The sequence below is a fragment of the Acinetobacter sp. YH01019 genome, assembly GCF_013420285.1.
Taxonomy (GTDB): domain Bacteria; phylum Pseudomonadota; class Gammaproteobacteria; order Pseudomonadales; family Moraxellaceae; genus Acinetobacter; species Acinetobacter gandensis.
In genome coordinates, this window is the sequence record NZ_VOYM01000024.1 from 1 (window position 1) to 12,666 (window position 12,666).

The 12,666-nt window shown below is 34.5% G+C and carries 10 protein-coding genes; 9 read left to right on the plus strand and 1 reads right to left on the minus strand.

The window, feature by feature from the left end:
* Positions 1-92: 92 nt before the first annotated feature.
* The 7 genes from FTT84_RS07795 (at position 93) to FTT84_RS07825 (ending at position 10,270) form a co-directional block, all read left to right on the plus strand.
* Positions 93-1,160, plus strand: a complete 1,068-nt coding sequence (locus tag FTT84_RS07795) for a PD-(D/E)XK nuclease family protein (protein WP_373684999.1) — start codon at positions 93-95, stop codon at positions 1,158-1,160.
* Positions 1,161-1,192: 32 nt separating this feature from the next.
* The gene (locus FTT84_RS07800) at positions 1,193-4,069 is read left to right on the plus strand and encodes a type I restriction endonuclease subunit R (protein WP_180080737.1); all 2,877 of its coding nucleotides are present in this window, start codon (positions 1,193-1,195) and stop codon (positions 4,067-4,069) included.
* A 35-nt stretch (positions 4,070-4,104) separates the two neighbouring features.
* Complete coding sequence (locus FTT84_RS07805) at positions 4,105-5,079, plus strand: hypothetical protein (RefSeq protein ID WP_168398649.1); 975 nt, start codon at positions 4,105-4,107, stop codon at positions 5,077-5,079.
* 107 nt (positions 5,080-5,186) lie between these two features.
* On the plus strand, positions 5,187-5,393 hold the full coding sequence (locus tag FTT84_RS07810; RefSeq protein WP_104500627.1) for an AlpA family transcriptional regulator: 207 nt from the start codon (positions 5,187-5,189) through the stop codon (positions 5,391-5,393).
* A complete protein-coding gene (locus FTT84_RS07815; protein ID WP_180080735.1) occupies positions 5,390-7,627 on the plus strand; it encodes a YfjI family protein in 2,238 nt (745 codons plus the stop codon). The genes FTT84_RS07810 and FTT84_RS07815 overlap by 4 nt, the downstream gene beginning before the upstream one ends.
* Before the next feature lie 1,047 nt (positions 7,628-8,674).
* Positions 8,675-9,244, plus strand: coding sequence for a 1-acyl-sn-glycerol-3-phosphate acyltransferase (locus FTT84_RS07820; protein WP_180058222.1), 570 nt, complete (start codon positions 8,675-8,677; stop codon positions 9,242-9,244).
* Between the two features lie 273 nt (positions 9,245-9,517).
* Positions 9,518-10,270 carry a YebC/PmpR family DNA-binding transcriptional regulator gene (locus tag FTT84_RS07825; protein WP_067763305.1) on the plus strand — a complete coding sequence of 251 codons (753 nt, stop codon included), beginning with the start codon at positions 9,518-9,520 and terminating at the stop codon, positions 10,268-10,270.
* A gap of 90 nt (positions 10,271-10,360) precedes the next feature.
* On the opposite strand, the gene FTT84_RS07830 is transcribed toward FTT84_RS07825, so the two are convergent.
* Complete coding sequence (locus FTT84_RS07830; protein ID WP_067763303.1) at positions 10,361-10,831, minus strand: Lrp/AsnC family transcriptional regulator; 471 nt, start codon at positions 10,829-10,831, stop codon at positions 10,361-10,363.
* Positions 10,832-11,465: 634 nt separating this feature from the next.
* On the opposite strand from FTT84_RS07830, the gene FTT84_RS07835 reads away from it, so the two are divergent.
* The gene (locus tag FTT84_RS07835) at positions 11,466-12,251 is read left to right on the plus strand and encodes a hypothetical protein (RefSeq protein WP_180080733.1); all 786 of its coding nucleotides are present in this window, start codon (positions 11,466-11,468) and stop codon (positions 12,249-12,251) included.
* Positions 12,252-12,266: 15 nt separating this feature from the next.
* Complete coding sequence (locus FTT84_RS07840; RefSeq protein ID WP_180058220.1) at positions 12,267-12,644, plus strand: hypothetical protein; 378 nt, start codon at positions 12,267-12,269, stop codon at positions 12,642-12,644.
* Positions 12,645-12,666: the final 22 nt, after the last annotated feature.

A 12,666-nucleotide genomic window follows, 5' to 3' on the forward strand; every position in this document is an offset into this window, starting at 1 on the left:
TCTTGACTCAAGCATTAATGCAGTACGATCTTCAAAGTTAAGATGATGGTATGACAATTTTATATACTCCATAAACCCTTTAAATTAATTAGGTGGTTTATGTCGCACTTCAAGTTTTACTCTGCCCAGCCTTAAAAAGTCATCATGAAAATCCGATTACAGAACTGATTGCATTCTTTCTAGATCCAAATGAAAAACACAGCCTAAATTCAGGTTTTTATGATGGGTTTATCGAAGCTATCAAACAAAATGAAAAATATTCTGAGTTTGAATTTGGTGAAGTATTAGAGATCGTCACTCAACAAATCACAGATAAAGGAAAATTTATTGATCTATGGTTAGAAACGGATACAGCTTTAATCGTAGTAGAAGTTAAAGTTTATCACACACAAAATAACCCATTTAAAGAGTATTTAAGTTGGGCAAATAAAAAACTTAAAGATATCAATAAAATAAAACAAGAAACAGGTATTGAAAAGAAACTTGTTCCTTTAGTTTTTAGTCCAAATGGCTACACAAATATAGAAGGTTGGCTTGGGCTGTCATATTCAGATTTTACAACCCAATTAAAACAAACACTAGGAATGCAAATTATTAATAATCCTTTAAATAAATGGGGAGTTTTTGCACGAGATTTTTTACTACATTTAGATAGTTTTAATGAATCATTGGAAACAGATATGGAAAGCTTAAAATTTGTTATTGATAACATGCAAAAAATACAAGAACTCGTTGATCTACGAGAAAATGTTTATCAAGAAATCATTGACCATGTAAATAATGCCTTACAGATAGCTTTAGGCGAAGAATATGAGCCTTATGTAAGAAGACATACTTGGAATGGTACACCTGCTCTTAGATTCATTGGAAATAATTGGAAGGATTGGTCAGATACGGTTTTAAATCTACATATCAATACATCACCAATGGGTTGCAGTATCAATATGTATATTCAAAATCCAACAGATGAAATTATGAAAAACGTAAAAATACAGCTTAAGAAAAACCCTTACCCTATCGAAAAAGAATGGTACGAAGGAAAAAATAATCAATACTGGGGAATATCTTGGAAATTTAACTTATTCGATCTACATGATGTAACAAAACTCATTGTGTTCACTCAAAAAATTTTAAATCGTGTCGAAACTGAGTGGAAATAATTCTTTATATCTAATGCGTATCAGAGCAAAAAATGACAGTACAAAGCGAAGCACAACTTGAAAATGAACTTATTACACAGCTCAATGGCTTGGGCTATGCCAATGTCACCATTAAAGATGAAGCCGCTTTACTGTCAAACCTAAAAGCACAAATTGAACGTGCCAATGCACTTCCTCCCCTATCAAATGCTGAATGGAAGCAAGTCATTAGCCATTTGAATACTGGCACAGTCTTTGAACGGGCTAAAAATTTACGTGACTTATTCCCTGTCAAATTTGACGATGGTTCTAGTGGTCATATCTTTTTTTTATCTGATGACGCAACCAAGAACAAATACCAAGTCACCAATCAAATCACCATCGACCATCGTGATCACAATGGGCGTACCAGTCGCTTTGATGTCACGCTTTTGGTCAATGGCTTGCCATTGGTACAGATTGAACTTAAAAAGCGTGGTATGGAGATTGCAGAGGCATTTAATCAGACACAACGCTATACCCGAGAAGCCTATTGGGCAGGACAAGGGCTGTTTGGTTTTATTCAGCTGTTTGTGATTAGTAACGGTGCCAATACCCGTTATTACTCCAACGGCACCACAGGTATCGAGTTTGCCTTTCCATGGGCGGATGTCCATAACAAACACATCAATGAAATTGTCGACTTTGCCGAAGCTTTTTTCAATCAGCAGCATCTGACCCAAATGCTGACTCAGTACATGGTGCTGCTAGAAACCACCAAAAGCCTGATGGTGCTGCGTCCCTATCAGATTTATGCAGTACATAAAATTGTGGAGCATGTGCAACACTCCGATCAGAACGGCTATATCTGGCACACTACAGGTTCAGGCAAAACCCTGACCTCATTTAAAGCCAGTCAGATCATCATGCAAATGCCCGATGTTGAAAAGGTCTTGTTTGTGGTCGATCGTAACGACCTCGATACGCAAACCTCACGCGAATTTAATGCTTTTAAAGCCGACAGCGTCGACAGCACCGATAACACATCGACCTTGGTAAAACAGCTCGATCAACGTCATGACAAACTGATTGTGACCACCATACAAAAGCTCAATCGGGCAATAAGCACTGAACGTTATTTAGAATCGATTGATTATCTTAAAAATAAAAAAGTGGTCTTTATTTTTGATGAATGTCATCGCAGTCAATTTGGTGAGACCCATCAGAACATCAAAAAATTCTTCAGCAATGCTCAAATGTTTGGTTTTACCGGTACGCCTATTTTTGAAAAGAACAGCCAAAGCAAAGCAGGTTTAAAACTGACCACAGATTACCTGTTTAATGAATGTTTGCATAAATACGTGATTGTGGATGCCATCCGTGATCGTAACGTCTTGCAGTTCCAGATTGATTATCGTGGCAAATACACCGCCAAAGGCATGGCGACGAATGAAAGTTATGAGGAAGACGTAGAAGGCATCGATACCAAAGAACTGTATGACAACCCACAACGCCTAGAAATGATTGCCCGCTACATTGTCAATATTCACGATACCAAAACTCGTAATCGTGAATTTACCGCAATGTTCTGTGTCAGTTCGGTCGAAACACTGACCCAATATTACGACCTCTTTGAAAAGGTGCAGGCTGAAAAGCAAATTGAAGATGAAGCACAAGGTCGGATATTTAAACCGTTGACTATTGCCACCATCTTTTCCTATGCGGCAAATGAGGCTGTACCGACTGATGACTTAACTGGCTTGATTCACGAAGAAGCCGCAGATATTCCAACTCAGGTCAATTCATCCAGTCGGGATAAGCTAGATCGATACATTGCCAATTACAACCGACAGTTCAAAACCAATTACAATTCTGGTGATCAATTTTATGCGTACTACCGCGACATTGCACAGCGCGTAAAAAACAGACAGATTGATATTCTAATTGTGGTCAATATGTTCCTCACGGGCTTTGACTCTAAGCCGCTAAATACCTTGTATGTCGATAAAAATCTAAAATATCATGGATTGATTCAAGCATTCTCTCGTACCAACCGTGTCTATAATGATAAAAAACCATTTGGCAATATCATCTGTTTCCGTAACCTAAAACGTGCAACGGATGAAGCGCTGGCACTATTTTCCAATAAAGAAACGACCCAGATCGTCCTTGTTCCAAGCTATGCGGATATCGAACAGGATTACCAAGCAGCGGTGAGCAAACTGTTTGCCTTAACGCCCAATTACCAATCAGTCGATGATCTTGTTACTGAAGAACAGCAACTGGAATTTATTAAAGCTTTCCGTGAAGTGATGCGCTATAACGCGCAATTACAAACTTTTATTGAGTACGATCAAGACCAAACACAACTGGATAAACAGCACTTTGCGAATTTCGCCTCTAAGTATGCTGACCTATGCCGTGCCGTTAGAAAGACCACCAAGAAAGAAAAAGTATCGGTACTGGATGATGTCGATTTTCAACTGGATTTACTGCACAGTGACCGCATTAATGTTGGTTATATCATTAATCTGCTACAGCTTGTTGTTGATACAGACTCAGAGGACAAGCGTCAGAAGTACCAAGCGCAAATTTACGATTTAATCAGTAGCGATATTAGTTTGCACGATAAGCAAGACCTCATTCAAAAATTCATTGAAGAAAACATGCCTAAGATGATCAACGGCCAAAGCGTCCAAACAGCTTTTGCTGAATTCTGGGATGCTGAAAAAGAACAGGCCTATCAGCATCTTTGTAAAGAAGAAAACCTGAAACCAGAAGCCATGAAGCAGGTTCTGGAGCATTATGAGTTCACCAAACGCCTACCACGTAAAGAAGAGTTGAAGGACTTGCCTAACTATAAGGTTAAGCTGTTTGAACGGGAGAACGTGTTTAGCAATTTGCTGGTCAAGACACGCCAGTTGATTGAGAAATTTTATACTGGTTTATAAATCAGTAACGCAGAATTTCAATTTGAGATAATTAAATGGAAAGAGTTACACAAGAAGACAAAGAGGAAGTAGCTATATTTCTAAAAGAATATAGCAAAATTAATAATAAATTTATTAAAATTAAATTTATAAGTAATAATCTAAAATTTAAAACTTACCTTAGTAATGAGGAAAAGGATTTCCATGTTGAGAAAATTTATTTATTGTTGGAGGATAAGTCTTTTAAAAAAATATTGGAGTGTGAGTTAAAGCTAAGTGATTTAATTCTTTTTTCTAAAAAATATTATTTCTCAATAAAATATAAGGAAAAACTAGATAGTGGTTTGGTATATAGTGGCACTGAATTGAAAAATTGGCTCAATAAACTTGAGTCAGCAAAAAATAAAATGACAAATTTATTAAATGCATCGCCTCTATCGAAAACTAAGACAACAGTTTTTTATTTAAGTTCAAGCTATGTTAATAAGATTTTGAATTATTTGAGAGAAGAAAAAATAATTGCTGTTATAGATATGGAAATGATAGATGTAAGATTTCATGAACTAAAAGAATATGCAAAAAAATATGATAATAAAGATATTGAAGATTTTTTGGAGTATATGAAAAATAATAATTATATTTCTCCTTTAAGTGGTATGGAAGATGATATAAAAATACCAGAATATAAGTTTTTAAGAAAATATAATGATATTTTACTAAGTGAAAAAATATATAATAAATTAATTGATTATATTGAATTTGTGGATAGTGATCTGCTTGATTTTTTTTACAAGAAAATAGAAACAGAAATATTAAATATGAAATCTCCACGAGTTGATAATACATCGCATAGAACATTCTTTATTAAAAGCATGTGGGATATTGATGGAAAGGCAGAGATTTCCCCAGATAAGAGACCATACAATATAAATATAATTTCTAAATTAATTCAAATTTTTTACACCGACTTAGATGTACTAAGTGATGATGCCGCAAAGGCTAAAGTTAAAGAAATATTAAAAATAAAATAATTTATTTCAATTGTTTAGGTTTTTTTTGGAAAAATATTAAAAAAACATAAGGGCTTATAAATTCAAAAAAACCATGATGGCTCTAGCATTGTTATTGGAGCTCACAAATGCTTTTGAAGATTAAAGATGTTTGCCGTATTCTAAAAATTAGTAGAAATACGCTATATAACTTGCAACAAAAAGATTCTTCATTTCCAAAGCCAATAAAATTTGGAGATAAAAAACAAGCTCGTGTTTTTTATCGTGAAATCGAAATTAAAGAATGGGTTTTAAGTTTGAATCCTTCAGATTCTGAGCTGGAGGGCGGAAAATGAATTCAAAATATTCAAACAATACAAGCATAGCTGTTGAAGAAGCAGAAAGCACAAATGCTGCTGATTACTTTGAATATGATTCAATGGTAATTCAGGAGGGAACTGAAACAGCAAATGCTATGAATAGGATTTATGGCCTACTGCCTAAAGAATTCAAAAGGGCTACTAGAAATTTAGAGAACTATCCGAATCTAGAGGACATGCCAGTTATACCGTTGAGAGATTTAAATGGTGAAATTATTGGATTACGATTCATAAATTTAATTAAAGGTAATGAAATAAATATTGGGAATGGTAATATCATTTTTAATGAAAAAAGTAAGTCAGTGCTTTTAGTAACGGAAGATAGTCAAACTGCTTATAAACTATCAGACTCAAAATATAAAATATTATTAGTAAATAATTTAAGTCAAAATAAAGCTCAGCAGATTAAAGAAAAATTTAATGAGGTTTGTATTGTTACTACTTGTGATCATGTGAGGGATCTAAAAAGGCGTCTTGTTAGTTTAAATATTAAAATTATTGGTTTATCTCTACCTGTAGACTCTTTTACATGTACCAAAGAATTAGAGAATGAGATAAATAATCTTATCGCTAGCACTCAACTAATTGATTGGAAAGAGCCACAACCAATTAGAGCTGAATTGTTGCCTGTAAAAAAAATTACCAAAAGTATGTTACCAATGGATCTTGCTGATTATGTGTTTGATGAGGCTGAACGTGCAGATAAAATGCCAGTAGATTTTGTTGCAGTCACACTATTATCATCACTAGGTTCGGTACTAGGTACAAAAGTGACGATTAAACCTAAACCTTTAGGGGATTGGAGAGTGATGTCAAATCTATGGAGTGCAATAGTTGGAACACCTAGTATGAAGAAATCACCAGCCTATGAAGCAGGGCTTCGTCCAATTTCACAACTAATAGATAAAGAAAAAGAAACAAGTAAGTCTAAAGATTTTGATATGGAAATAGATAAAATTGAAATAAATCATAATTTTAATTGCTCAAATGACGAGTTAGTTATTAAGATGCGAGCTGAAAAATTATCTGCGGAGCAGGAGCTCAAAGAACTAAAAAAAGAACTTACTAAAATAAAAGATGAAATTGAGCGTGAAGAGTTATTTTTAAAAATTGCTAAGCAAGAGCTTAGAATTGAAGCCAATAAAAAAAATGAAGTAGCTAATAAAGAGGATATACCAGAAAAGCGGTATAAAACTGATGATACAACGATAGAAGCTTTATCAGACTTGGAAGTAAATAATCCAAATGGAATTTTAGTATTCCGTGATGAGCTTGTTGGATTATTTGCATTTCTTGAAAAAGATGGTGGATTATGCAAACCTTTCTTTCTGGAAGGCTGGAATGGGACCGGATCATATCAAGTTGATCGAATTGGGAGAGGACCGCAATTTATTCCAAATCATTGCTTAACCGTCATGGGAGGAATTCAACCTGATAAATTAATTAAATACCTAGAACCAGCAATAAAAGGCTTAGGAAATGATGGGCTTATCCAGCGCTTCCAATTGATTGTGTATCCTGATGTTGAAAGCTGGGAATATGTTGATCGAATCCCAAATAAAGATGCACGAAATGCTGTTTATTCAATATTTGAAAGTATGGATGAACTTAATGAAGTTTCTCTTCATGATATAGGTGCTTATACTTCGGATAACTATAACAAAAAACCTTATTTTGTGTTTTCAGATGAGGCTCAAAATATTTTTAGGGAATGGATGACATTACTTCATAAGGAAAAAATACCTCGAGAGGAGCATCCGATAATCCAAGAACATTTATCTAAATATCCAAAACTCTTGGCAGGATTGGCATTACTATTTCATGTTATTGATGGCATTAATTTAGGTAGTGTAGGTGGAGTTAGTAAGAGTGCTATTGAAATGGCAATTGAGTGGTGTGAATATTTAGAAAGTCATGCAAGAAGAATTTATGGACTTGTACTACATTCTTCTAACTTTAGAGCAAGTACATTAGCTAACAAATTGAAAAAACTTCCAGAGTCAGATAAATGGCGTACAGACGGTTTTAGTGCAAGAGAGCTATTTCGTAAAAATTGGAAATCATTAACAGACATGCAGAATATATATGAAGCTGTTGATATCTTAAATGATGCATGTTGGGTACACGTTGAAGAGATTGAGGCGACAGTAAAAGGTGGACGACCAACAAAACGCTATTGGATAAATCCAAAAATTTACGAAATGAGCTGAAATGGCACTGACAAAACTGACAGAACATCGTTTTGTCAGTTTTGTCAGTTGGGATATTAAGCAATTATATAAATCATAAAACTAAAAAATCCCTATATATGCAATTATTAGCAGAATGGAATTGATTCAAGGTATTATTGATCTAGGTGAAATTAATTTTTTACAAAAAACAACAAAAACAACCCGTGTATCCAACTTTGTATCTTTTTTTCTTTTTAAAAATAAACTTCGTTAAAACAATGATTTAAGTTAAAGTATGGTAACGTGTGGGCCCACCATATAAAACAACCCCTTACGTGCATTAATCGTAAGGGGTTTTTTAATGTCTCAAAAATATCAAATTAAATAATTCAAAATTCAATTTCTCAGCAGTCTAATATGTATACAAACCATTCATTTTGCACTCTAAAAACTGAATTTTGACTTCAAAAATGAATTACGAGAAATAAGCTAGCTTAGGTAGTAAGATGAAAATAAATTAAAATTTGCTCGTAATGGAAAAGAAAAATGTTAAAAATGGATTTACTTTTTATATTTAAAAACGATTATTTAATAAATAATAACTAAATTAAATAGGTTGATTGATGACTGAAAGAAATGAGTGAAAAGTAATTTAAAAAGTATACAAAATTACGATTCAGCCTGTTCTGGCTTTTTCATATCAAGATAAACCTCCACAATTGACCAAAGAACAACCAAAGCAAACATCGCAATTGCAAAGTATACAGCTGTAGATGAAATCATTTGGCATTCTCCATATTCAGAAAGGGTTCAAACAATCAGATTAATAATTTAATCCTACGACAAAAGTCTAATAAGTTATTCATTTCCTGAATAGACATATTTCGACAATTTTTAAGAGTATTTTTATCTATGATGATATGTTTGCTGTATAAAAATTAATTCAATTATTGCTATTTTCTATCAGTACAAGCTGAGCAAAATAATTTGAATAAGCAAACAATCGATTTTCTGACATAAAGCCTCTTGACTGATTTCACAAACAAGCAGAAATTACACCTTTTCAAAATCACCGTTTCACTCATTATGTTGAAAAAATTTATTGGCGAATCTGCATTTAAACTTGCGGGCTGGAAATACCACGTTGAACCTGATGTATTAGAGAACAAACAAGTTATTGTGGGCTTTGAGCACACCTCGATGATGGATGCAGTTCTTTCTCTTGCGCTATGCCAAATCTATGACATTAAAATTCACACATTGATTAAAAAAGAGCTATTTAAAGGCCCATTTAAACCTGTACTTGAAGCCATTGGCGGTATTCCAGTTGACCGAAAAGCCAATAAAGATATCGTGACTCAAATGGTTGAGCATTTTGAAAAAAATGAAAAATTCAACCTAGTAATTGCACCAGAAGCAACGCGTGCTGCGCGTGGTGAAGCACGTAAGCCTATTCGTACTGGTTTTTGGCATATCGCTAAAGCTGCTGGCGTGCCAATTGTATTGATGTATGCCAATTCAAAAACAAAACAAGGTGGTATTTTCGGTAAGATTCATCCCACCGAACTTGACCATGACTTAGCACTAATCAAAAAACTCTATAAAGAAAATGTAAGCCTAGATATCGTCATTCCAGAACCTAAAAATATAGATTAAGTTACTCTGTAAACGCTGATTGATATAAATGCATCTTAATAATTTTAAGTGTTGCATTTATATCAACCCTCCCACCCTGATTTAGAAATATTATCAACATTAGAAAAATGAGTAACATATTTACAAATTTGAATGATTTTTTTCATTCTACTGGATATTTTTTTTCCACCTATTCATTTCCTCAAATCCAGTACTTTCACACAAAAAAGCCATTATGGTAGAATTTGCTCAATTTGATAGGCATAAGGCCAATCTACAAGGAGCATATTTCGCATGGCGGGTCATTCCAAGTGGGCTAATACTAAGCATCGTAAAGCAAAACAAGATGCGAGCCGCGCTAAAGTATTCACAAAATTTATTCGTGAAATCGTTACAGCTGCACGCTTAGGCGGTGGTGATGTTGCCTCTAACCCACGTTTACGTGCTGTTGTTGAAAAAGCATTAGTTGCAAACATGACACGTGACACCATCAACCGTGCCATCCAACGTGGTGTTGGCGGTGAAGAAAATGCTGATCTAAAAGAAGTAACATATGAAGGTTATGGCGTAGGCGGTGTTGCTGTAATTATTGAAACAATGACTGACAACTTGAACCGTACAGTTCCAGATGTTCGTCACTGTTTCTCTAAAACAGACGGTAACTTAGGTACTGCTGGCTCAGTTGCTTACATGTTTACCAAACGTGGTGAGATTACTTTTGAAGATGTTTCTTTAGAAGATAAAATCATGGACGTCGCTTTAGAAGCTGGTGCGGAAGATATCGAAGTTGATGAAGAAGAAATTTTAGTCATCACAACACCTGAAACTTTTGGTGATGTACAAGATGCACTTGCTGCGGCAGGTCTAAAATCTGATAACGCTGAAGTTGTGATGAACCCTTCAACTAAAGCTTTAATCTCTGATATCGAACAAGCGAAAAAAATCATTAAAATGATTGATATGTTTGAAGATCTTGATGATGTTCAAAACGTGTACACCAACGTTGAATTTACAGATGAAGTGATGGCTGAATTAGAAGCTCTATAACTTCTTTTTTGTTAAATATAAAACGCACCCATCGGTGCGTTTTTTTTATTACTGAAAGTTGCGAAATACTCTCTCATATTCCATATATTATTAAACTTTATTCAATAAGCCATTACAGTTAAAGACGTTATATTGCTTAATGACGAAGCTTGAATGTAGTGCAACCACGTGTTCAATTTTACCAATGCGTTTGAGTAAAATTTCACTATAATTTTCCATATCACGCGCAACGACTTCAACAATAAAATCTGCCGACTGCCCTGTCACTAAAAAAGCATTGATCACTTCTGGAATACTTTCAAGTTCTTCTAAAAATTTAGCAAATGTATCGGTATCGTGTTTACTTAAAGAGACTTGCAGCAAGACATGCAGACTAAAGCCGAGTTTTTGATAATTTATTTCACGCTTTAAACCACTAATAATATTGTGATCAATCAATTGTTTGATCCGACGATGAACTGAACTGACCGATAAATTCACCCGCTCTGACAGTTCATTTAAATTGACATCTTCATGGGTCAAAATTTCTAAAATTTGTTTATCAAAACGGTCTAGTTCCATCAGTCTACTCCAGCCATTTTTGAAAACAGTGTTGATGATCTCAATTCATCAAACGTCTGTTGTCATTTTCAATGTTATTGTAAATTTTAAAATCAGCATTTATGTGCAAGTTTTCTCATGTATAGCATAATTTATTAAAAATAATAAAGCTCATACGCATTATAAACATAATAATTTGCATAAATATCGTGATTAAATGAATGTTTTTTCATCAAAGTTTAGTTTTTATATTCTAAATGACGTCTTTAGACAACCTACCAATAAAGCTTCTCGATGCATTCCATTGATCTGAATAAATCAATTTTAGATAAAAGGAAAATATATTTTATTTTATATTTTTCAATTTTTTATTTTTACTCTATTTTTCAATGTGCGCTCTATTTCACATTTTGCTTTTTTTCACTTATTTACTAGGTTTGGTAATTACATTAAAAAAATAGCGGCGGTTCATAAATATACAAAAAAACAAAAACGGAAGAATAAACATGGCAATTAAATCACTAAGTTCACTCAGCTCAAAATTAAGTTCTGTACTTAGCCCATCCTTACAACTCAGTACAATTAGCAGCACAGTCAGTAACCTACTTAACCCGCTTAACCTTTAACCAATATCACAGATACGCTGACAGGATTATTGGGTAATTTAGGTGGCACAAAGTCTTTTGATTTTAGCGCACTGACTAAATCACTTCCGCAAGTGATTAGCACGATTCAAAGTCTTACATCCAATAACGGTTTAAATTCGGATGCACTCAAGACTTTGATGACAACACTGCAACCACTCCTACAAAATTTAGGTAGCAACGCTGGCTCGACAGAGATGAATCAGTTGGTTCAATCATTACCTACAATTGTCAACAGCTTGCAAAGTTTACTGAGTAGTACCAATAACCAAGGTAATCTTCCAGACAATATCAATAGCGCTGTAAATGCCATCAAACCACTGCTTGCTATGCTTGGAAGCGCAACAGGGGCAACAGATTCAACGCAAATTATTAATACACTCAGCCAAGTTTTAGAATATGCGCAACCCATTATTCAAATGATTGGGAGTTCGTCTTCTGGAAACATCGACTTTGGGCAAATTGCACAAGGTGCAACCAGCGCACTCCTACCTTTATTAGCTTCAATCGATAAAGACAACTCATCTATTGATATGGAACAATTGAGTCATGCTTTACCGACTGTGATTGGAAGTGTGACCAATCTAGTGACCGCCATTTCATCAGCTAACCAAGGGAATATCTCTGAGACCATTTCAGGGGTGATCAAAGGACTTAATCCGCTTTTAGATTTACTGGCAAAAAGTGATGTCATCAATACGGATCAGGCTCAAACCGTCAAAGCGATTTATGATGTATTAAATAGCGTGAGCACCATTTTGGATGTGGTTAACAATCCATCCTTACTGACGCTTTAAACTGATTTAAATCAAGTGATTGATTCATTGAAACCAGTCATTGCTCTGATGGACAGTAACGGTGAAGCGACTCAGTTCCTCGATCAACTCACCATTCCAAATATTGGCGATTTGCTCGGCAATCTTGCTCCTGAAAAAATTGATTTTGGTTCTTTCACGGATCAATTCAACCAATTGACTGAAAACCTCTCGGGTCAATTACCGAATATTAGTGACCTATTGGAAAATTTAGGTTCTGCTCAAGGTGATTTTGATATCTCCACCATCATCCCAAGTATTAAAGATACGATAGGAAATATCCTCTACCCAGTTATGCCGCTAAACACATTACAAGCCGATAGTATCAACCCAGTGTTGAATATTATTGATATTCAACAACAGAGCTATATTTAAACATTGAATATCTTATAAAAAA

Bases quoted from the DNA above. Each gene is read 5' to 3' on its own strand.
- FTT84_RS07810 (WP_104500627.1), top strand. From the start codon at position 5,187: ATGCTTTTGAAGATTAAAGATGTTTGCCGTATTCTAAAAATTAGTAGA.
- FTT84_RS07805 (WP_168398649.1), top strand. From the start codon at position 4,105: ATGGAAAGAGTTACACAAGAAGACAAAGAGGAAGTAGCTATATTTCTA.
- FTT84_RS07830 (WP_067763303.1), bottom strand. From the start codon at position 10,831: ATGGAACTAGACCGTTTTGATAAACAAATTTTAGAAATTTTGACCCAT.
- FTT84_RS07825 (WP_067763305.1), top strand. From the start codon at position 9,518: ATGGCGGGTCATTCCAAGTGGGCTAATACTAAGCATCGTAAAGCAAAA.
- FTT84_RS07800 (WP_180080737.1), top strand. From the start codon at position 1,193: ATGACAGTACAAAGCGAAGCACAACTTGAAAATGAACTTATTACACAG.
- FTT84_RS07815 (WP_180080735.1), top strand. From the start codon at position 5,390: ATGAATTCAAAATATTCAAACAATACAAGCATAGCTGTTGAAGAAGCA.
- FTT84_RS07820 (WP_180058222.1), top strand. From the start codon at position 8,675: ATGTTGAAAAAATTTATTGGCGAATCTGCATTTAAACTTGCGGGCTGG.